This is a genomic window from Lentzea kentuckyensis, from assembly GCF_002150765.1.
Taxonomy (GTDB): domain Bacteria; phylum Actinomycetota; class Actinomycetes; order Mycobacteriales; family Pseudonocardiaceae; genus Lentzea; species Lentzea kentuckyensis.
In genome coordinates, this window is record NZ_MUYM01000054.1 from 32,267 (window position 1) to 52,981 (window position 20,715).

General features: G+C 68.9%; 18 protein-coding genes. 10 read left to right on the top strand and 8 right to left on the bottom strand.

Annotated features, from left to right (window positions below; genetic code table 11):
* Positions 1–823: 823 nt before the first annotated feature.
* Positions 824–1,282, top strand: coding sequence for a hypothetical protein (locus B0F77_RS24485; protein WP_143466883.1), 459 nt, complete (start codon positions 824–826; stop codon positions 1,280–1,282).
* A gap of 232 nt (positions 1,283–1,514) precedes the next feature.
* The gene (locus B0F77_RS24490; RefSeq protein ID WP_086665313.1) at positions 1,515–2,684 is read left to right on the top strand and encodes a hypothetical protein; all 1,170 of its coding nucleotides are present in this window, start codon (positions 1,515–1,517) and stop codon (positions 2,682–2,684) included.
* A 65-nt stretch (positions 2,685–2,749) separates the two neighbouring features.
* On the opposite strand, the gene B0F77_RS24495 is transcribed toward B0F77_RS24490, so the two are convergent.
* On the bottom strand, positions 2,750–5,179 hold the full coding sequence (locus B0F77_RS24495) for a M14 family zinc carboxypeptidase (protein WP_086665388.1): 2,430 nt from the start codon (positions 5,177–5,179) through the stop codon (positions 2,750–2,752).
* A gap of 394 nt (positions 5,180–5,573) precedes the next feature.
* Between B0F77_RS24495 and B0F77_RS24500 the strand changes: the two genes are divergently transcribed.
* From B0F77_RS24500 to B0F77_RS24515, 4 genes are read left to right on the top strand one after another with little or no spacing between them, the layout of a single operon-like run.
* A complete protein-coding gene (locus tag B0F77_RS24500) occupies positions 5,574–6,416 on the top strand; it encodes a cellulose-binding domain-containing protein (protein ID WP_158102810.1) in 843 nt (280 codons plus the stop codon).
* Positions 6,417–6,434: 18 nt separating this feature from the next.
* Positions 6,435–7,220 (top strand): hypothetical protein, encoded by a 786-nt coding sequence (locus B0F77_RS24505; protein ID WP_211293984.1) that lies wholly within the window; start codon positions 6,435–6,437, stop codon positions 7,218–7,220.
* Between the two features lie 57 nt (positions 7,221–7,277).
* Positions 7,278–7,892, top strand: coding sequence for a ClpP family protease (locus tag B0F77_RS24510; protein ID WP_086665315.1), 615 nt, complete (start codon positions 7,278–7,280; stop codon positions 7,890–7,892).
* Positions 7,889–8,479, top strand: coding sequence for a ClpP family protease (locus B0F77_RS24515; protein ID WP_086665316.1), 591 nt, complete (start codon positions 7,889–7,891; stop codon positions 8,477–8,479). The genes B0F77_RS24510 and B0F77_RS24515 overlap by 4 nt, the downstream gene beginning before the upstream one ends.
* Here the strand turns inward: B0F77_RS24515 and B0F77_RS24520 are convergent.
* Entirely contained in the window at positions 8,476–8,823 is a 348-nt protein-coding gene (locus tag B0F77_RS24520; RefSeq protein WP_086665317.1) for a helix-turn-helix domain-containing protein, read from the bottom strand. The genes B0F77_RS24515 and B0F77_RS24520 overlap by 4 nt on opposite strands.
* A gap of 148 nt (positions 8,824–8,971) precedes the next feature.
* Here B0F77_RS24520 and B0F77_RS48065 point away from each other — a divergent pair, with 148 nt between their 5' ends.
* Together B0F77_RS48065 and B0F77_RS24530 are read left to right on the top strand one after the other, a co-directional pair.
* A complete protein-coding gene (locus B0F77_RS48065; RefSeq protein ID WP_158102811.1) occupies positions 8,972–9,775 on the top strand; it encodes a calcium-binding protein in 804 nt (267 codons plus the stop codon).
* A gap of 96 nt (positions 9,776–9,871) precedes the next feature.
* Positions 9,872–10,618, top strand: a complete 747-nt coding sequence (locus B0F77_RS24530) for a hypothetical protein (protein ID WP_143466884.1) — start codon at positions 9,872–9,874, stop codon at positions 10,616–10,618.
* On the opposite strand, the gene B0F77_RS24535 is transcribed toward B0F77_RS24530, so the two are convergent.
* The 4 genes from B0F77_RS24535 to B0F77_RS24550 are packed head-to-tail and all read right to left on the bottom strand — an operon-like array spanning position 10,590 to position 16,563.
* Positions 10,590–13,562 (bottom strand): AfsR/SARP family transcriptional regulator, encoded by a 2,973-nt coding sequence (locus B0F77_RS24535; RefSeq protein ID WP_086665320.1) that lies wholly within the window; start codon positions 13,560–13,562, stop codon positions 10,590–10,592. The two genes, B0F77_RS24530 and B0F77_RS24535, sit on opposite strands and share 29 nt — an antisense overlap.
* Positions 13,563–13,605: 43 nt before the next feature.
* A complete protein-coding gene (locus B0F77_RS24540) occupies positions 13,606–15,102 on the bottom strand; it encodes a tripartite tricarboxylate transporter permease (protein WP_086665321.1) in 1,497 nt (498 codons plus the stop codon).
* Positions 15,095–15,586, bottom strand: a complete 492-nt coding sequence (locus B0F77_RS24545) for a tripartite tricarboxylate transporter TctB family protein (RefSeq protein ID WP_086665322.1) — start codon at positions 15,584–15,586, stop codon at positions 15,095–15,097. The genes B0F77_RS24540 and B0F77_RS24545 overlap by 8 nt, the downstream gene beginning before the upstream one ends.
* Positions 15,583–16,563: a Bug family tripartite tricarboxylate transporter substrate binding protein gene (locus B0F77_RS24550; RefSeq protein ID WP_086665390.1), complete on the bottom strand. Its 981-nt coding sequence runs from the start codon at positions 16,561–16,563 to the stop codon at positions 15,583–15,585. The genes B0F77_RS24545 and B0F77_RS24550 overlap by 4 nt, the downstream gene beginning before the upstream one ends.
* A gap of 145 nt (positions 16,564–16,708) precedes the next feature.
* On the opposite strand from B0F77_RS24550, the gene B0F77_RS24555 reads away from it, so the two are divergent.
* Together B0F77_RS24555 and B0F77_RS24560 are read left to right on the top strand one after the other, a co-directional pair.
* Positions 16,709–18,280, top strand: coding sequence for an ATP-binding protein (locus tag B0F77_RS24555; protein ID WP_245848591.1), 1,572 nt, complete (start codon positions 16,709–16,711; stop codon positions 18,278–18,280).
* The gene (locus B0F77_RS24560) at positions 18,277–18,948 is read left to right on the top strand and encodes a response regulator (protein ID WP_086665324.1); all 672 of its coding nucleotides are present in this window, start codon (positions 18,277–18,279) and stop codon (positions 18,946–18,948) included. The genes B0F77_RS24555 and B0F77_RS24560 overlap by 4 nt, the downstream gene beginning before the upstream one ends.
* Here B0F77_RS24560 and B0F77_RS24565 read toward each other — a convergent pair.
* Both B0F77_RS24565 and B0F77_RS24570 read right to left on the bottom strand, forming a co-directional pair.
* Positions 18,933–20,075 (bottom strand): FAD-dependent oxidoreductase, encoded by a 1,143-nt coding sequence (locus tag B0F77_RS24565; RefSeq protein ID WP_086665325.1) that lies wholly within the window; start codon positions 20,073–20,075, stop codon positions 18,933–18,935. The genes B0F77_RS24560 and B0F77_RS24565 overlap by 16 nt on opposite strands.
* Positions 20,072–20,686 (bottom strand): PadR family transcriptional regulator, encoded by a 615-nt coding sequence (locus tag B0F77_RS24570; protein ID WP_245848592.1) that lies wholly within the window; start codon positions 20,684–20,686, stop codon positions 20,072–20,074. Before B0F77_RS24570 ends, B0F77_RS24565 begins: the two co-directional genes overlap by 4 nt.
* Positions 20,687–20,715 lie beyond the last annotated feature (29 nt).

Sequence of the window (20,715 nt, forward strand, 5' to 3'; positions counted from 1 at the left end):
CTGCGCCCGGCGCGGACGTGGTCGACACCAAGTTCAGCGAGTTCCGGCCGAGCTGCGCCGGTGTTCGGTGAGACGAGAAAGACCCAGCGAACGCCGTGGTCATCAGGCGACTCGAACAGCGGCACGGAGTCGTTGAGAGCCACGCGCACTCGTTCGCCGAGCGCCCTGGGAATGTCCAACGCGTCAACCCCGCGGCTGGACATCAGTCACCTCACGATCGCAGGTAGGAGAAGACGGGGAGCCAGCCGCGACATCGGTGGCGGCAGCTCATCCAGGCCGTCCAGCACGTCGGAGAGTGTGCCCGTGACGAGCCAGCACGCCTGAGGACGACCGCCGCAGACCACCGACTCAACGAGGAATCGCCCGGCCTGGGCGTCCGTGTCCTCCACGGTGGCGGAAACCTGCAGTTCACGGCGGGTGCGCGAGCGGGTAGATGTTGTACGAGGCGCGCCGGGGCACGATCTTCGGGCGAGGTGTGTTCGCGGAAAGCGCGAACCATGCCTCGCCCGTGGTGTTTTCTGGGGCCGAGCCCCCCAGACCCCAGCCGGGGGTTGCGCCCCGGACCCCCGCCTCGGGTCGTCGCTTCGCTCGACCACAGATGTCGGGTCGTCGCTTCGCTCGACCACAGGGTGCTGCCGGCTCGGCCTCCGGGCAGGTGTTGCGGACGAGCCTTCATCGAATGCGTTCTCGGTGGGAATGTCGAACTGTTCGGCCTTTTGGCGCATATTCCAGGTGTCACAGACACGAGGCAACCGGATCGGGATCGATTTCCGTCCTTTCGGTGTGGCGGTCGTGTCGTGGTTGATCCGAAGGAGGGAATCACGTGAAAACCCGAAGAATTGGGCGGCTGTGTGTTGGTGCCGCCGTGCTGCTGATCAGTTCGTGTGCGGCCGGATCCGACTCGGCGCAGCAGCCCGGAACGCTCGGCCCGCTCGCTGTGCTCGAAGATCAGGCGCAGGGGGAGTCGACGAGCCTGGGCGGCACCGGGCGGCTGCGCATCACCGAGCGGTGTGTGGAGCTGGAGCTGGCCGAGACCGGGGCGCGCAGGCTGCTCGCGTGGCGATCGGCGCAGGTCGAGTGGGTTTCGGGCGCGATCGCGTTCACCGCGGCCAACGGCGATCGGCTGACGATCAAAGCGGGTGACATGGTGACCGTCAGCGGTGAGGACCTTGTCGGTGACGAGCCGGTCGAGCGCAGGGATCACTGGGTCGCGGAGCCGGATGCGAGCTGTGCTCGCGACGTGTTCATCGTCCACGACGCGAGGCCGGCGGGGCCGCGCTGATACTCGTCTTATCAAGTGAATACTCTCCGGTCGGTGTCACGATCCGTTGATTAATATTGAATCGGGAAGATTTTCGAATCATTTTTCTGCGTACGTAAGGCGGTACCTGGTGGCGATGTTGCCTGCCAGGGTTCCTGGCCGAGGATGTTATTCCTCAGTCGCCATCAGGGGAGTCGCCGTGAAATTATCGAGGATTCCAACAGCACTAGCATCGTGCGCGCTCGTCGGCAGTGTGTTCGTCGCACCCGCCGCCGCGGATTCGCTGGGCACGAGCAGTGGCCCGGCGGTCGTCGAAGGGACGACGGGACCGGAGGCGTTGGCCACTGACCTGGCCCTCGTCGCCAAGAGCAGAGGCTGGACGGTCGAACAGGCCGCCGCGCAGCACGCGGTGGCCGAGGCGTTCGGCAAGGTGCAGCAGGAGATCTCGGCCAAACGCCAGGACGTCTACGCGGGCGCGAAGCTGTCCGCGACGCCGGGAGGCGCGCCGACGCTCTACGTCAAGGGCAAAGCCGACGGCGATCTGCTGGCGCGGGTCCGCGCCTCGGGCGTCGCCGTCGAGATCGCCGACAACCGGCCGCATTCGTGGCTGGAGCTCGAGGAACGGTCGGTCCGCCTCAACCACCGGCTGGTCGACATCGGCTTCCAGGACGTCGTCACGTCCTTCGACGAGACGACCTCGACGGTCGAGGCCGTGGCGACCAGGAGACCGAACCTGCCCGCCCAGGCCCAGCAGGTACTCTCCCGGCTTTCCGCGGACGAGGCGCAGGGTGTCCGCCTGGCGCTGGTCGACGGGGACGTCGCGGCCGACGAGCAGGCTTTCGGTGGAATGGCGGTTCAGGACGATGGTGTCTTCGAATGCACCAGTGGCTGGGCCGTGCAGAACGGCGGCGGCACCACCGGTGTGACCACGGCGGGGCACTGTGACGGCATCAACCAGATCGTCGATCCCGCCGTCGGCGTCCACGCGGTGACCCACCAGGCGGAGCACCGCGGCGAGTGGGGCGACGTCGAGTGGAAGACCTCCGCGGTGGCCGAGCCCGACGACTTCTACGCCAGCGCGACGGATCTGCGGGACGTCGCGGCGGTGGAGCCGCGTGCCTCGATCACCGTCGGCGAGTCGGTCTGCGTCTACGGGCGCTCGTCCAACTCGCGTGACTGCGGCGACACCGTGTTCCGGACGTCGATCTCCTGCACCAACAGCGGTGTGTTCAACGACCGCCTGGTGGCGATGAACGCCAAGAACACCACCATCGGCGGCGACAGCGGTGGCGGCTGGTCGTTCAACTTCACGGCCTTCGGGTCGCACAAGGGTGGATGCACGGTCGACGGCTCGGTCCGCAACGTCTTCAGCGTCGCGGACCTTTACGACGAGGCGTTGGGCGTCAGCGTGCGCACGAGCTGAGCCTTACCGCACGGTTGAAGGCCAAGCCCTCGACAGGAATCCGGTCGAGGGCTTGGCCTTGACCACTACCTGCGTTCCTTGGCGGTGGTGGCTGAGCGGGTGCAGACGTTGCCGACATCGGTCGTCTGGCCGCGGTCCACGTAGATCTCCGCCAGGCCGACGAGCCGGCCGCGCGAGTCGCTGCACGTGAGGGTGTACGGCTCCTTGGGGCCGTAGGTCGTGGGCAGCGGCGAGGAGAACTCGACGGCCAGGTTGGACCAGTCGTCCGTCTTCGCCGGGTCGGCCTGGGCGTAGTTGACCAGCACGGCGGTGTAGTCACCGGCGGGCGGGTCGAACAGCCTGGCCTTCTCGGAGTTGGTGTCACCGGTGACCGAGGACGTGACCAGGTTGCCCGCCGAGTCGAAGATGTAGAGGTCCCAGTCGGTGCCGGCGGTGCCCCAGCTGACGCTGACCTCCATCTTGCCGTTGTCCGCGGTGGGCATGCCCTCGACCCGGAACGGGATGCGCTCGGCGACCGGGTTGTTCGGGAAGTCCGTGTTGGTCGCCGGAACGCCGTCCGGGTTGGCCAGCACCAACGTCTGCTGAGCCGGGCCCTGCGGGTCGCGGCCGTAGTTGCCCGCGACGTACGGGCGGGTCGACGGGTTGACCGCCCACTTGAACCTGCCGCCGCTGCCGACGAGGTCGGACTTGATCACGTCGGCCCACTGGATCGGGTCGGACGTGGTGCCGCCCGGCTGGATGATCCGCGAGGTCGGCGTGCTGAAGGCCTTGCGCACCTGGAGCTTGTAGCCCTGGGGAGCCGAACCGACGAGAGTGGCGTGCGCTGCCTGGTCCGCGGTGCTCGCCAGCATGTCGACGAACGCCTGCCGGTTGCCGCCCTTGCCCTCGCCCGCCGCCGGAGCGAGACCCGCGTACTCGGCGACGACCTTGCTGAACTGCGGGTGGAACTCGTCGGGGCCGACCTCGAACGTGAACGCCCAGCCGCCCGTCGCGTAGTACGACCAGTCCTCCAGGCCGCCGGTCGAGTCGTACAGCTGCCACACCGGCTGGCTCTTGTAACCGTTGCGGGAAGCCAGTTTGTCGCCCAGAGCGCGGTAGGCCGGCTCCTCGAGCGGAGGCCGGACGTCGGCGACGCCGGGCACGCGCAGCACCAGGTTCGAGTAGGTGTGCAGGGTGATCAGGTTGGTCACCGCGTGGTTGGCGACGATCGAGCGGACGTTGCGGGTCTCCGGCTCGGAGAACGGTCCGGTACCGCGGTAGGTGTCGCTGCTCCACTGGAAGGACGCGCCGACGCCGCCCCAGAGACCCGCGTAGTTGCGGTTGGGGTCGGTACCGCGCAGCCGGCCCGCGGGGTTCGCGCCGCAGGCACCGGTCCGCAGTTCCTCCGGAGAGTCGGACACGTTGCAGTTCTTGCGCTTCATCTCGTAGTCGAACCGGCTGAAGTCGCCCTTGGGCTCGGCTTCGCGGGAGACGCTGAACCCGTCCGGGTTCACGATCGGCACCACGATGTTGCGCGTCTTCTGCACCAGCGACTTGAGCTCTCCGCCCGCGCGGAAACCCTTCACCAGTTCGTACGCCCACTCCACGGCGTGCTCACCGGCGGGCCACTCCCGCGCGTGGTGCACGCCCATGGTGAAGTTGACGGGCTTGCCGTCGCCCGCCTTGGTCACCGGGGTGGCGATCTCCACGCCGACGACGTCGCGGCCCTCCCAGGTCGGTTCGGGCAGGGTGAAGGCCCTGACCAGACCGGGGTTGCGGCGGGCCAGTTCCTTGAGCTCGTACTCGTACTCGTACAGGTGCCGGTAGGAGGTCCGTCCCGACGGCAGCACGGACTTCTCGGTGCGGGCGTCGTACTCGACGTCCGCCTTCGCGTTCTCGATCGACCTCGCCGAGAGGTCCGGCTGCACGACAGTGGAACGCATGCCGCTGTCGCTCAGCTTCCTGCGGTCCTCCGCGCCGGCCAGCACGACCTCGACGCCCGTGGCGTCGGCCTTCTCGGTGACGTCGAGACCGAGCGCGAACAGGTGGTCCTTCTGCTTTCTGGTGGGCGTTTCCACGCGCACGATCTCGGCCTGCCGGCCGGATTCCGGTGCCGCGGCGGCGAGGAAGTCCACGCCGAGGGTGACGGTGCGGGAGGAGCCGGAGAGCCGGCAGGCCTGGACGACGAGCTGCTGGCCCTTCTTCACGAAGCTCTCGGCGAGCTCGGCGCTGCGCAGCGCCGCGGAGGCCGCCACCACCGCACCGGTCGCCTTGTCGAACACGGCGACGTCCCAGTCGCCAGACCCGCTGCCGTGCGGGCGGAGCCGCGCCTGGACGAGGCCGTCCACTGTGGAGGTGACCTGGCGCAGGGCGACACCCCGGTCGCCCTTCGTCAGCGTCTTCGCGAAGCACGAGCGCGCGACGGCCTGGTCACTGCGCAGGGTGCTGTCCTCCGCGCTGGCGGTCGACGCGGTCAGCCCGGCGACCACGAGACCGCTGACGCCGAGCGCGGTGATCGTCCGCCAGGCGGGTAGGCGGGTTCTGGAGCGGTCTGGGGCAGGACGGATGGGCACAGGGACTCGCACGATGTTTCTCCGAATTCCCAAGGAAGTCGCGTAATGGGCAGAGATGCGACGGTAGCGACGAATGCCGTCTCAATTGAGAGCCGGTCGGATGGTTTCGCTCTTGGTGTGCAACTGCCAGGTTCTCCTCACCTGAGGTACGGCAGCTCGCTCAGTTGATCAAGTCCGAACGGCGGAGTGAGGTGCGCTCACAAAGACGATACGGTCGTCAAAGATTCAACGAGCGCGTCGGGAGCTCTTGGTGGTCCGGAAGTCCTTGTCAGTTCTCATGGTTCTCCTCACGTGTGCGTGCACTGTGGAGAGCCCCGCGCCCGCTGTGGACACTCGGGTGTGGACGCGCCCGCCCACGTTGGTGACCGAGGCGCAGGAGAACGTGCCCCGGCACGTGCGCGAGGTGATCGACGGCCGCACGGTCGAACTCGACAGCGGTGAGCGCGTCCAGATCTCGTTGCTCGCCCCGCCCGCGGAGTGCTGGGCCGCCGCCGCGATCGCGTTCGCGACGAAGACACTGGTGGCGCGGCCGGTTCGGATGACGTCCGTCATTCCCGGCGAAGTCAACCTGTGGCTCGAGGACGGCACCGACTACGCGCTTCTGGCCGTGCGGGAGGGTGTGCTGCGCGCTCAGGGCGCGGCCGGTGCGCTGGCTGAGGCGGAAGCTGCTGCGGCGCGCGAAAACCGCGGCTTGTGGGGACTTCCGTGCAATGGCATGGATATGACGTCGACGACTGCGACCACAACTCCTCCGAAACGTGTCCAGCAGCCGGAACCGGTCGCGACGACGACCACTGCCGCATCCCCGGTGGTCGTCACGACCACCACCACCCGGCCGCCGCCACCTCCGCCCGTTGTGCCGCCGTGCGCTGTCGCATATCGGGTCAGCGGGCAGTGGCCGGGCGGGTTCCAGGGCGGCATCACGATCAGGAACACCGGCTCGGCGGCGATCAACGGATGGACGCTGCAGTGGTCCTTCGCCGACGGTCAGGTCGTGAACCAGATGTGGAACGCGAGCTCGTCGCAGCGCGGTGCGACCGTCAGTGCCGCGAGCGTTCACTACACGGCGGCGATCGCGCCGGGACGTGAGGTGTCGATCGGGTTTCTCGGGTCCATGCGCGACAAGAACCGCGTTCCCGGGTCGTTCACGCTGAACGGAACGGCCTGCACGACGAACTGACCAGATCGGAGACGAACCGTGCAGGTCACAGGGGCTGTGCCGCTGCACGCCGAGGTCGATCACGCTCTCGGCGGCCGGTGGATCTCGCTGCGCACGGCCCGCCGCGAGTGGCTGTGGCACCGTGCCGACCCGGCGCGCTCCGGGGTGATGCCGGGCGATCCCTTCGTGGACGCGGGTGGCCTGGAGGAGTGCGTCCCGACGGTTCGCGGCACCCCGGATCACGGCGATGCCTGGAGCAGGCCGTGGCACGAGTCCGGGGTGGACTGCCCAGATTTCACGCTCCGCCGGACCATCGGCGCGCAGGACGGTGCCGTTGTCGCCGACTACGAACTGACGGCGGAGCCCGGTTATCGGTTCGTGTGGGCCGCGCACGCGCTGCTCGACGTCGGCCCCGCCGCTCGGTTGGTCGCGCCCGCGGGCACTCCCGTGCTGATCACCGATCCCGCTCCGGTGCTCCGCGAGTGGCCAGCCGGGCTGGCGTCACTGGGTCCCGACGACGGGTCGGCGGTCGGCGCGATCCTGGAACACGGCCGGATCCTGGTCGTGGATGGAGATCATCAGCTCGGCCTGCGGGTGGAGTGCGCCGATCAACCCGTCTCCGTCGCGTTGTGGCGCAACCTGTGCGGCTGGCCGGAAGAGGCGCCGTATCGCAGCATCGGCGTGGAACCCATGCTCGGCCGCACTTTCGACCGCCACGACCGCACCCGCCCGGTCGCGGTGGTGCCTGCCGGCGGCACTGTGCGCTGGCGCATGACTCTCACCGCGTTCGCCTGCCCGCCCGAGCACGTGCCTGCTGTGGGCTGATCTGCCGACAGCAGAGAAAGCGGCGAGCGGCACCGTCGAGTCGGCATCGTCAGAACCATGACGAATAACGAGAAGCTGTTCAGCCCTGGGCTGCGGGAACGGTTCTTCGGTCAGCGGGTGCTGATTCTCGACGGCGCGCTCGACGACGACAACGGCACGGTGCTGGCGACCCAGATGTTGTCACTGGCGAGCGACGACCCGCGGCAGGACATCGCGCTGTGGATCAACTCGCCGGGCGGTTCGGTGCCGTCGATGCTGGCGATCCGCGACGTGATGCGGCTGGTGCCGTGCGACGTGGCCACGCTGGCGCTGGGCCTCGCCTGCAGCGCTGGGCAGTTCCTGCTGTCCGCGGGCACTCCGGGCAAGCGGTTCGCGTTGCCGCACGCGCGAATCCTGATGCACCAGGGAAGTTCGGGGATCGGCGGCTCGGCGGTCGAGGTGGAGGTGCAGGCGGACGACCTGCGCTACACCAGGGACACCGTGCTCGGGTTGATCGCCGAGGACACCGGGCAGCCGTTCGACCGGATCTTCACCGACTCGCTGCACGACCGTTGGTTCACCACGGCGCAGGCACTCGAGTACGGGTTCATCGACCACGTCGTCAGCGATCTGGCTCAGGTCGTACCTGTCCGCACGCACAAGCTGGGACTGCACTCGGGGGCTGTCGCATGAGCACTTACACCATTCCCAACGTCATCACGCGGGACGCGCGCGGTGAGCGGGTCATGGACGTCTACTCGCACCTGCTGTCCGAGCGGATCGTCTACCTCGGCACCGGGATCGACTCCGGGGTGGCCAACGCGCTGATCGCGCAGTTGTTCCACCTGGAGGCGGACAACCCGGACCTGGAGATCAACCTCTACATCAACTGCGAGGGCGGGGACCCGTCGGCGATGCTCGCGTTGTACGACACCATGCGCTACATCAAGGCGCCGGTCGCGACGACGTGCGTGGGCCAGGCGGTCGCGGCCGGAGCGGTGCTGCTGGCCGCCGGGGCGGAAGGGCGCCGGTCCGTCCTGCCGCACTCCAGGGTCGTGTTGCACCAACCGGCGGCACAGGGGCGCGGCACGATCCCGGACCTCATCCTCGCGGCGGACGAGGTGGTCCGGGTGCGCACGCAGCTGGAGGAGATCCTGGCGCGGCACACCGGCCGGGCCGTGGCCGAACTGCGCCACGACACCGACCGCGACCGCGTGTTCGACGCACCTGGTGCCGTCGAGTACGGACTCGCGGACCAGGTGCTCGACCAGCGGGCCTAAGCCACCAGCGCGAAAGCCATGGCGACGGGACCCGAGGGACGACCCATCGGACGTGAAGTGTGGAACTGTTGCGTGCGCTGAACGAGGCGAACCTGGCCGGCGATGCTGATCAGCAGGTCGGCCAGGTCGATGCCCAGCGCCCCGGTGACCGCGGCGATCATCTCGCTCGACGGCTCCTTGCGGCCGCGCTCGATCTCGGACAGGTACTGCACCGAGATGCCGGCCCGGTCGGCGACGTCGACCAGGCGGTCGCCCCGTTCCTCTCTGGCCTCGCGCAGCTTCCGGCCCAGGGCCTCGCGCCACAACGGTTCGGGCGTGCGCTTGAAGTCCAGGATCTCCGCCATGTCGTCATGGTGACAGCACCGCGACCCCGGCAAAGGGGCGTTCTGCTACGAGCAGAAAGACGGCCCTAAAACGACCCAAAGGTGGCCGAAAGAGCGCTGAGCAGGCTGTTCCCCGCACACAGCAACATCCACCAAGGGGAGAAACAGCATGAGGATGCTCATCGGTCTGGGCGCCGCCACGCTCGCCGCGATCGCGCTGCCCGCCGTCGCGCACGCCGCGCCGCACACCACGGTGTACGTGAACAACCACCAGCTCGTCATCGACGCCGAGGCCGGCAAGACCAACAACGTCGTGGTCGCGCTGGACACCGCGAACCACCGGCTGTCCATCACCGACTCCGGCGACCTGCTGGCCGTCGGCGCGGGCTGTTCGCTCAGCGGCACGACCGTGTACTGCACCTACGAGTCCGGCGCCACGAAGCTGATCACGTCAGTCCGGGTCAACGCCGGTGATCTCAACGACCGCGTCGCGATCAACTACGACAACACCAACGCCGACGCGATGCCGGCCCACGTGTACGGCGAGGAGGGCAACGACGTCATCGAGACCCGCGCCAAGGGCACGATCAGCGGTGGTGACGGCGTTGACACGCTGAGGCCGAAGCGCGGCGGCGTGAGCGTCTACGGCGGTGCCGGTGCGGACCGCGTCGACTACAACAGCGGCAGTGCGCTGCACCCGAACTCGGGTGTCTCGGTCACCATCGGTTCCGGCACCGACGACGGTTACGACACGCTGGCGCTCAAGGACTACGTGGCGAGCGACGTGGAGAACCTGACCGGCACCAACTTCGTCGACCACCTGGTCGGCAGCGCGGTGGCCAACAACATCCTGGCGCTGAGCGGCAACGACCTCATCTGGGGCCTCGCCGGCAACGACACGCTCAACGGCGGCCTCGGCGTGGACACCTGCCTCGACGCCGAGGCCGGCGACACCCTGGTCAGCTGCCCCTGACCTGCGAAAAGTCCGACCTTAAGACCGCTTTAAGCGAGCGCGGCATCCTTCGGGTCCGCGGGCTGGGAGAGCCCGCGGACCCGAAGGGGGATGGACGTGAAGGTGATGAGCACCGGCCTGCTCGTGCTGAGCTTGACCAGCCCGGCCGTGGCACAGGCCGCGACCGACGAGGTCGTGGCGGTGCAGGCCGTCAGCCCGGCGAACTCGGTGGACAAGACCGTGTCGGTCAGCTGCCCGAGCGGCACGAAGGTCGTCGGCACCGGCGGTTCGGTGACCGGCGAGCGGACCACGATCACGCGGGTGCGCCCGAGCGCGGACCTCACCAGCGTGGAGGTCACGGCGGTCGAACACGGGGCGGGGACCGTGCAGTCGTGGACGGTGAAGGTACGGGCGAACTGCGCGCCCGGCGACTTCACCCTGGTGTCCAAGAGCGGCACCAAGAACGCCGAGGCGACCTGCCCGGCCGGCGAGAAGTCGCTCGGCGTCGCGGGGGAGACCGACGGCGTGCACCTGACCAGGATGGCGCCCAAGAACAACCTCAAGGGCGCCCTGGTCGAGGCACCCGACTCGGCCACCGTCACGGCGCACGCGATCTGCGGCACCCGACCGGGGCTGGTCCTGCGCGGCGGCACCTCGTCGGTCGTGATGACCAAGACCGCGACGAAGTCCGTTGCCTGTCAGGGAACCGAGCAGCCGGTCAGCGCCGGCGGTGCGGTCGCCGGCGCGATCATCGACGACGTCGTCCCGGACGGCACCGGCGCGTCCGTCACCGGTGAGGCGGCGGCCGCGCAGGGGCAAGCCATCCGTTGGTCGATCACGCCCTACGTCGTGTGTTCGCAATGAAAGGTCGCGGATCCACTTCGATCTCGCGCATCCGCGTGACGTAGGTCTGGTAACACCGCCGTGCCTCGCCGTGGCTCCCTGCGGCGGCGAGGACGCGCACCAGCATCAGGTGCGCCGGCTCGTCGTACGGGTCGCGTTCCAGTACGCGCAGGCAATACCTGCTGGCCAGCGCGTACTCCCCACCGGACTCGGCCCGTGCGGCGAGCACCGCCACCACCTGCAGGTAGATCAGCCGGGCTTCCTCGCGCAGCCTGCCCGCCCAGTCCTCGTACGGGTCCTCCTCCAGGAAGTCGCCGTGGTAGGCGGACTCGGCGGCCGCCAGCAGTGACTGCGCCTCGGACGAGTTCCGTTGTGCCGCAGCGAGTCCGGCCCGTGCGTCGGCGAGGAACGCGACCACGTCGACGGGCAGCACGTCCGGGTCGAGGCGGATCGCGTCACCCTCGGCCACGATTCCGGTGCCGGCGCGCAGGACGCTGCGAGCGGTGGACAACGCCACCGCCAGCCGGTTCGCGACCTTCTCCGGTTCCTCGTCCGGCCACAGCAGGTTGCCCAGGCCCTCACGGGTGATCGGCCTGCCGCGCCGGGCGATGAGGATCTTCACCAGGTCCCTGGCCTTGCGCGACTGCCACGCGGCGGGCGGCAGCGGTTCGCCGTCGCGCAGCACCCGGAACCCGCCCAGCGTCTGGATGAACAGCTCCGGCCTGCTCGCCCTCCGGCACGTCTCGGCCACCGCCGCGGCCGCTTCGGCGAGCACTCGCGCACCGAGATCCGCCGCCTGCTGCCGGGCCTCACCGGCGAGTTGTTCCCCGGCCGCACCACCGATCAGCATCGCCTGCGCCGTGCGCACCCGGATCTCGCCGAGCGGGTTGCCGATCTCGCGCCACAACGTCAGCGCCTGGTCGAGCAGCACCGGGTCGCGTTCCAGCACTCCCCGCAGCCGCAACGACCGCGCGAACCCGGCCCGGTCACCACGCCGAGTCGCGATCTCCGCCGCCTCCTGGCACATGTCCTTGTCGTGGTCGAGCCAGCCCAGCACCAGCAGCGCCGCTACGTTCTCGCCGTGTTCCAACGCTTTGCGTGCGTGCTCCCGCGCCAGGTCCGGGTCGTCGTCGGAGAACAGCTCGGCCAGCCCGACGTGTGCCAGCACCATGTGCGGCACGGTGTTCTTGGCCGACGCGAGCCGCAACGCCTCGTGCAGCGCGAATCCCGCCAACGCCCGGTCGCCCCGCTTGCGGTGCACCTCGCCCAGGTAGACCAGCGGTGCCGCCGCGAGCCAGCTCCCCGCCTGGTCGAACACCTTCTGCGCGGCGAGGAAGTCGGCGGCCGCCTCGTCCAGCCGGCCGAGCCCGAGCAACGCCTCACCGCGGTTGTGCAACCCGATCGCCCGGTACGTCGCGAACCCGGTGACGTCCGCGAGCGGCAGCATCTCCTCGATCTCCTGCAACGCCGCCCGGTGCTCACCCGCCTCCACGTGGTGTGAGGCCCGGTTCGAGCGGATGCGGATGACGCCGAGCACGTCACCGGCCTTCTGCGCGTGGTCGAGCGCGATGTCGTAGTGCTCGGTCAGCTCGTCGCGTTTCCCTTGTGCCGCAGCGACCATCGCGAGCACTGTGTGCGCGGTGCCGATCGCGGCGTCGTTCGTCGCCGTCAGCAACGCCTCGGTGGCCTTGGACGCGGCGGCTTCGATGTCGCCCAACGCCCAATGCGCGCTGGCGGCCGTGCTCAGCAGCATCGACTCGGCCGTCGGATCCGAGCCGTCCGCAACGTAGTCGTCGCAGATCTTCAGCGCGTCCTGCGGCCCGCCACGCAGGTGCTGGATCCATGCCATGCGCCAGGCCAGTTCGGCCGTGAGCCCGTCCTCGGTGGCCTGAGTGAAGCGGTCCGCCGCCTGCCGCCACTCACCGCGCAACTGGTGCGCGACACCTTCGAGCTGCCACACCTCGGCCGTGCGTTGTTCCTCGGGAACCCGGCCGGTCGCGGCGAGCACCGCGTCCGCACCACCCGTCCGCAACACGTCGTCGAGCAACGCCGTGACGCCCGGCCAGTCCTCCAGCGCGGCAAGGGAATCCACCGCGCGGACGTACTCACCCTTCGACGTGAACCAGCGTGCCGCCGCCGCGTGCACGCCGACCGCCGGCTCCAGAAACTCCCGCGCCAGCGGCACCAACGCGAACCAGCCGGGTTCCGCCCGGACCTGTTCGACGAACAACCCGCGCCGGGCAAGGTCGTTCAGGATCGCCGAAGCCTCGGCATGTCCCAGTGACGCCAGCAGATCGGACGTGAACCGATCGAACGCGGCGGCGGTCCTCAGCAACGAACGGGTCTGTTCCGGTTCCCTGCCAACCACTTCGTCGACCAGGTCGCCGAGTTCCTCCACCGTGCCCGTCTCGGCGACCAGACGTACCGCGATCGGCCATCCGCCGGTCACCTCGTGCACGTCGTGACCAGCGACCACAGCGGTCTCCTCGGCCGTGAACGCGAGCTGGGCCGCGTTGACTTCGGTCAGCTCACCGTCAACCTTGAAGCGCCGCAACGAGAAAGGCGGCAACGTCCGTCCGGAAAGAACCACTCGGGAGGTCTGCGGCAGTTGCAGGCACAACGCCTCCAGCAGTCGCGCCGCCGAATCTCCCGGTCTGAGCACGTGTATGTCGTCCAGCACGAGCAACACGTCCTCCGGCCAGGCATCCGCCAGCAGCCCGGCGATGGCGTGCGCCCGTCCGGCTTCGTCCTCACCGGACACCGACGGGACACTGGTCCACCCGGCGGACAAGGCGATGGCCATCGGCTGCAACAGCCGATGGCCATCCTGGCAGGTGTGCCACACGACCGGACGGTCGGTGTCGGCTTGCGTCAGCAGCGTCGTTTTGCCGTAACCGGCGGGTGCGACGAGAGTCGTGAGCCTCGTCGTGCAGAGCAGCCCCTCGAGCCGGGGCCGCCGGATCACCGTTGTCCTCCCACGCCCCAAGATCGTCGCTGACGCGGTTGTGTTACACCAATACCTCTGCCTTCTTCTTGCGCACCCGGACCACGACCGCCACCGCCAGCAGCACCACGAGCACGCTGTACGCGGTCGCGGCGAACGGACTGGTGACGAGGGCGCTCAACGAACCCTCGCTGATCTGCAGGGTGCGCCGGACCTGTTCCTCCGCCATCGGCCCGAGGATCAACCCGACCACGAGCGGCGCGACCGGATATCCGTGCCGCCGCATGAAGAACCCGGCCACACCGATCAGCAGCAGCACGATCAGGTCGTCCACCACGAAGTTCACCGCGTAGGTGCCCAGCGCAGCGAACAGCAGGATGCCCGCGTAAAGGTACGGCCGCGGGATCTGCAGCACCTTCACCCACATCTTCACCAGCGGCAGGTTCAGCACGAGCAGCATCACGTTGCCGATGTACAGCGACGCGATCAGCGCCCACACCATCGCCGAGTTGTTGGTGAACAGCAGCGGTCCCGGCTGGATGCCGTAGCTCTGGAACGCCGCGACGATCACCGCGGCCGTCGCGGACGTCGGCAGACCCAGTGTCAGCAACGGCACCAGAACGCCCGCGGCGGCAGCGTTGTTGGCCGCCTCCGGACCAGCCACGCCCTCGATCGCGCCGTGCCCGAACTCCTCCGGCTTCTTCGAGAGCTTCTTCTCCGCCGCGTAGGACAGGAAGGTCGACACGTCCGCGCCACCGGCCGGCACGGTGCCGATCGGGAACCCGATGAACGTGCCGCGCAGCCACGGTTTCCAGGAGCGCGACCAGAACTCGCGGGTCATCCACCTGCCGCCGACCGGGATCACCTCGATCGGCCCGTGCCGCAGCCGTGACGCCACGTACAGCGCCTCGCCGACCGCGAACACGCCGACCGCCACCACGACCACGTCGATGCCGTCGGCCAGCGTCGACACCCCGAGGGTGAAGCGTTGCTGCCCCGACAAGGTGTCCGTGCCGATCAGCCCGATGAACAACCCGAGCCCCAACGACGCCAGCCCGCGCACCGGTGACGAGCCGAGCAGCGCCGCCACGGTCGTGAACGCCACGACCATCAGTGCCACGTAGTCGGCCGGGCCGAGCGTCACCGCGATGTCCGCGATGGTCGGGGCCAGCAACGTCAGCAACACCGTGGCGATCGTGCCCGCCACGAACGACCCGATCGCCGCGGTCGCCAGCGCCGCCGCGCCCTTTCCCGCGCGGGCCATCTTGTTGCCTTCTAAGGCAGTCACGATCGACGCGGACTCACCCGGCGTGTTCAGCAGGATCGAAGTGGTCGATCCGCCGTACATGCCGCCGTAGTAGATGCCCGCGAAGATGATCAGCGCCGCCGTCGGGTCCAGCGTGTAGGTCAACGGCAGCAGCAACGCCACCGTCATGGCCGGTCCGATGCCCGGCAGCACGCCGACGGCGGTGCCGAGCGTGACGCCCAGCAGCGCGTACAGCAGATAGGCGGGCTGCGCGGCGGTCGCGAAACCCTCCAGCAGAGCGGTGATGCTATCCATCGAGGAACGGCACCCCTTCGAAGATCCCGGCGGGCAGCGAGAGGCCCAGTCCGAACGCGAACACCACCTGCACGACCAGGGCCAGCGCCACCGCGATCGGCAGTGCGCGCCACCAGACCGCGCCGAGCGTCCACGCCGCGCCGAAGAACAGCACGGTCGCCGCGACGGGCCAGCCGGCGATGTCGATCAGCACCAGATGGGCGATCAGCACGGCCACGAGCTTGCCCACGGTGACCCAGTCGGTGCGGCCGTCGATGGCGACGTCCTCACCCTCCTCGGCCTGGCCGAGCTTGCCGCGGGCGGTGGCGATGATCGCCGCCACGCCCGTCACGACGAGCAGAGCCCCTACGGCGTAAGGAAAAGCACGCGGCCCGACCGCGTTGTCCGCACGCGCGGCGATCGTGGTCGCGTCGACCAGGGTGAAGACCCCGATCGCCGCGACCAGACCGCCGAACGCGTACTCCTCGACTTTTGCCGAAATCACTTCACGAGCCCGATGTTCTGCAGCGCCGGGCGGATGCGGCCGATCTCCTTGTTCAGGAACGTGGAGAACTCGGCGCCGCTGAGGAAGGTGTCGGTCCAGCCCTTCTTGGTGAGCTCTTCCTTCCACTGCGGGCTCGCGTGCATGTCGGTGACGAGCTTGGTCAGCCGGTCCTTGGCCTCGGGCGTGATCCCGCCCGGCGCCACGACACCGCGCCAGTTCGTGAGCTCGACGCCCAGGTTCAGCTCCTTGAAGGTCGGCACCTTCAGCGTCGGGTCCTGGTTGGGCCCGGAGGTGCCGAGCGCGCGCAGCTTGCCCGCCTTGATCTGCTCGCGGTACTCGCCGATGCCGGAGATGCCGGCGTCGACCTTCTTGCCCAGCAACGCGGCCAGCGACTCGCCGCCGCCCGAGTAGGGCACGTAGTTCAGCTTGTCCGGGGAGATGTCCTTCGCCTTGAGCAACAGCCCGGCGAGGATGTGGTCGGTGCCGCCGGCCGAACCGCCGGTGATCGACACGCCCTTGCCCTTCTCCGCGATGGCCGCCAGCAGGTCGTCGACCGACTTGATCGGCGAGTCGGCGGGCACCACGAGCACCTCGTCCTCGGCGGTGAGGCGCGCGATCGGCGTGGTCTCCTCGAGGCGCGCCGTGGACGCGTTCGTTTCCACCGCGCCGACCATGACCAGGCCGGTGATCATCAGGTACGACGTGGACTTCTCGTTCGCGAGCTTCTGCAGGCCGACCGTGCCTCCTGCCCCGCCGACGTTGCTGACCTGCACGGATCCCGCGAGCTTCGCCCCGGACACCGCCGCGGACATCGCCCGCGCCGTCTGGTCCCAGCCGCCACCGGGGTCGGCCGGCGCCATGATCTCCAGCTTGCCGATGGCGTCACCGCCGCCAGAGCTCTTCGCAGCCTGACCGCATCCCGCGAGCACCAGTCCGACGGCGGTCAACGCGACCGCTCGTCTCCAGCCTGCACCCATCGAGCCCACTCCTCAGCTTCGTTGCCGGACGTTGGGCGGGAACGGTAGGTATGTCGGCTGCGTAAACATGTGCATCGGTCGTAAAAGGCGTATTGGTCGTTTAGTTCGTGACCTGATTCACAGGCGTTGCGCAAGAATGCACTCCATGTTTCGCCGGTCCGTGTCGCTGGGCGTGTCGCTCCTGGTGTTGCAGGTGGTCATCGTGCTGATGACGACCTGTGCCGCCGGGCTGCTCGCGGCCAAGTTGCAGAGCGACCGGATCCGCGAGGCGTACAAGGACCGGATGTTGTCCGTCGCGTTGAGCGTGGCCCGGCTGCCGACGGTGGTGCAGGCGTTCGACTCGCCGAACCCGTCCGCGACCATCCAGCCGTTGGCGGAGCTGATCCGTAACGCGTCCCAGGTCACCTACGTCGTGGTCACCGACCGCAACGGCGTCCGATACGCGCACCCTGATCCGAAACGCATCGGTGAACGCGTCTCGACCGACCCGAGTTCCGCGCTGTCCGGTGACGTGTTCGTCGGCACCGAGACAGGAACGCTCGGCACGTCGTTGAGGGCGAAGGTGCCGGTGCGGGCCGCCGACGGACGGATCATCGGCATGGCCTCGGTCGGCATCCTGGAGAGCCAGCTGTCCGACGACCTCGCGGAGGACCTGCCGGAACTGATCGGGTGGCTGGCCGCCGCCGCGCTGGTCGGGGTGCTCGGCGCGGCACTGATCACGCAGCTCGTCCGGCGCCGCACGTTCCGGCTCGAACCGGCCGAGATCGCGCAGCTGCTGGAGACCAGGGACGCGATGCTGCACGGCATCCGCGAGGGCGTGGTGGCCGTGGACGATCGCCAGCGGCTGGCGTTGGTCAACGACGAGGCGATGCGGTTGCTCGGCCTCACCGACAACCCCACGGGACAGCCGGCGGAGGAAGTCCTCGACGACGGGCTGCTGGACCTGGCGCGCTCGGTGGACGACGTGGCGGACCGGCTCGTGCTCGCCGGGGAACGAGTGCTGGTCGCGAACCGGATGACCGCGAAGACACACGACCGTGCGGTCGGTGTCGTACTCACGTTGCGCGACCGCACCGAGCTGCACGACGCGTTGCGCGAGTTGGACGGCCAACGGACCGTCACCGAGGTGCTGCGCGCGCAGGCCCACGAGTTCTCCAACCACCTGCACGTCATCGGTGGGCTGCTGGAGCTCGAACGGCAGACCGACGCCGTCGCCTACATCGAACGGGTCGGCGGCGCCGGCTCGCTCACCGCGGACATCATCGACGGCGCGAACGCGGACCCGGCGCTGGCGGCGTTGCTGCTGGCCAAGTCCTCCACAGCGCACGAACGCGGCGTGGAACTGCGGCTGGACCCGGAGAGCTCGGTCGACATCCGCGCGGGCGACGACGCGTTGACGGTGCTCGGCAACCTCGTCGACAACGCGGTCGACGCCGTGGAGACCGGAGGCGTGGTGCGGGTCCTGGTCCGTTCGTCGGCGACCGGAGTACGGGTTGTAGTGGACGACAACGGTCCGGGCGTGGCTGAATCACAACGTGGTCGCATCTTCGACCTGGGCGTGAGTTCGAAGGATGTAATGGGAGCGCACGGCCGGGGGATAGGACTCGCATTGGTGTCGAGGGTGGTCACCCGGCGCAGCGGCCAGGTGGCGATCACCGACTCGGAGCTCGGCGGCGCGTCGTTCGACGTGTGGCTGCCGGAAACGGGGAACCGATGAGCGTGCGGACGCTGGTCGTCGACGACGACTTCGCCGTGGCCGCGATCCACCGGGGTTTCCTGGAGGCGATGCCCGAGTTCGAGGTGGTCGGCGAGGCCCACCGCGGCGGCGAGGCGTTGCGGGCGGTGGAGTCGTTGCGGCCCGACCTGGTGCTGCTGGACATCCACCTGCCCGACATGTCCGGGCTGGAGGTGCTGGCCCGGTTGCGCGCCCGCGGCGGACCGCCGGTCGACGTCATCGCGGTCACCGCCGCGCGCGAACGGGAGACCGTGCGGCAGGCCATGTCCCGTGGCGTGGACAACTACCTGGTCAAGCCGTTCACGCGGACGGCGTTCATCGACCGGATGCGGGAGTACCTGGCTCAGCGGATCGAGGTGCAGCGGCTCGGTCAGGTGCTGGACCAGGACGAGGTCGACCAGCTGATGCACCACCGGCCGCGCACCTTGGTGATGCCCAAGGGGTTGTCGGCCGTGACGCTGCGGCTGGTGACGGACGCGTTGCGGGACAGCGAAAGCGATCTCTCGGCGCAGGAGGTGGGGGAGCGGGCCGGGCTGTCCAGGGTGAGCGCGCGCCGCTACCTGGAGCACCTCGTGACGATCGGCAAGGCCGAGGTGCAACCGCGGTACGGCATGGCGAACCGGCCCGCGCACGGCTACCGGCTGACCTGAGCGTCCCAGTCGATCCGGTACTTCTGGTCCTTCGTGAACGCCCGCGCCCCGAAGGTCTTCATCACCACCGGCATCAGCAGCCGGGTGAGCAGACCCATTCCGCGCTTGTCGCTGTTGGTCCTGGCCGCCCTTGCCGCGATCCGTTCGACCCGTGGGCGGCGCAACCGTTCGTAGGTCGCGAACGCTTCGGTGACGTCCGGGATGTCACGCAGGCAGCGGGCCAGCTGCACCGCAGACTCGGCCGCCAGCGAGGCACCCTGGCCGGAACTCGCGCTCGGCGCGTGGGCGGAGTCGCCGACCAGGACCATGCGGTCGCGGAACCAGTGCGGCACGCTGGGCATGATCTCCAACGGACCGGCGCCGATCACCTCGTCGCTGTGCGCCAGCAGTCGCTTCGCGGGCATGTCGTCGCCGTACGCCTCGCGCAGGCGTTCGAGCCAGGTCGCGGACGGCACGGCGTCGATCTCGGCCGGGGTCATCGGCTGCGGCACCGCGAGGTTGTTGAACCAGGCGATGGTGCCGTCGGACTCCTCCCAGTAGCCGAGGAACGAGCTGCCGAACACGAAGTACATCGTCTCCGGTTCGCCGTGCACGCCGCTGTTCGTGGCGTACGAGCCGAATCCGAGCAGGCCGACGTACTCCGGTTGCGGCGCTTGGGGATCGATGACGGCCCGCACTCTGGAACGGATGCCGTCGGCGCCGACCAGGACGTCCCCTTCCTCGGTGCTGCCGTCCGAGAACGTCGCGGTGACGCCGTTTTCGTGGGTTTCGACGTCCACGAGACGTTTGCCGTACTCGACCTTGACCCGCTGGGACACCGTCAGCTCGCGCAACCGCTGGTAGAGCTCGGCCCGTGGCACGACGCGGCTCTCGTCACCCGTGATCCTGCCCAGCGTGCGGCCCTGCGCATCGGCCATCACCATGTGGCGCAAGGGTTTGCCGAAGTCGGACGCCAGCCCGGCGAGCCGCAGCGCCGCCAGGCCGTTGGGTGCCACGGTCAACATGCCGCCGACGCCGTCCGCGGTCGTGTCGTACGCCTCGAACACGACCGAGTCGATGCCGGCCTTCTGCAGAGCGAGTGCGGTGACCGGTCCCGCGATGCCGCCCCCGATGACCAACGCCTTCACGTTTCCCTCCCGAAGTGCTGACGCCACGCCTTCTGGTACTCGGCCTGTCCCAGCTGCCCGACCAGCTTCGCGACGAACCGCGATTCGGCCTCCAGCAAGGAGATCCGGTACTCCTCCTCGACCAGGAAGATCCACTGGAGCCCCTCGCCGACCGCCTTCTCGACCACCCCGCGCGCCTCCGCGAGCTCGCGGTCGAGCACGCCGGCGCGGGTGCGGAGCAGGTCCGCGGCCTCCACGGGGTCCAGTACCGAGAGCAACGACAGCGCGACCCCGAACTGCGGGTACTCCTGCACCGGATCACGGACGAGCTCGCGCATCCAGTCGTACAGCTCGTCGCGCCCGGCGTCGGTCAACGCGTAGACCGTGCGCTCAGGCCGTTGGGTGTCCTTGACGGTCTCCTGCTCGGTGACGAAACCCGCCTTCCGCAGCTGCTCGACCACCATGTAGAGCGAGCCGCGGTTGAACTTGATGTTGCGGTCCTTGCCCGTCTCCTTGAGCTGTTTGCCCAGCTCGTAGGGGTGTTGCGGCCCCATCACGAGAAAGGCCAGCACAGCCAGGGCCAGCGGGTTCGACACCTTGCGCCGCACGACGTCCTCCTTGGTCGACCTCAACTATCCGCTCCTGACTAGTCGAAGTCAAC

Coding starts and splice junctions, on each gene's coding strand:
- B0F77_RS24515 (WP_086665316.1), top strand. CDS start 7,889: ATGAGCACTTACACCATTCCCAACGTCATCACGCGGGACGCGCGCGGT.
- B0F77_RS24555 (WP_245848591.1), top strand. CDS start 16,709: ATGTTTCGCCGGTCCGTGTCGCTGGGCGTGTCGCTCCTGGTGTTGCAG.
- B0F77_RS24520 (WP_086665317.1), bottom strand. CDS start 8,823: ATGGCGGAGATCCTGGACTTCAAGCGCACGCCCGAACCGTTGTGGCGC.
- B0F77_RS24540 (WP_086665321.1), bottom strand. CDS start 15,102: ATGGATAGCATCACCGCTCTGCTGGAGGGTTTCGCGACCGCCGCGCAG.
- B0F77_RS24550 (WP_086665390.1), bottom strand. CDS start 16,563: ATGGGTGCAGGCTGGAGACGAGCGGTCGCGTTGACCGCCGTCGGACTG.
- B0F77_RS48065 (WP_158102811.1), top strand. CDS start 8,972: ATGAGGATGCTCATCGGTCTGGGCGCCGCCACGCTCGCCGCGATCGCG.
- B0F77_RS24510 (WP_086665315.1), top strand. CDS start 7,278: ATGACGAATAACGAGAAGCTGTTCAGCCCTGGGCTGCGGGAACGGTTC.
- B0F77_RS24560 (WP_086665324.1), top strand. CDS start 18,277: ATGAGCGTGCGGACGCTGGTCGTCGACGACGACTTCGCCGTGGCCGCG.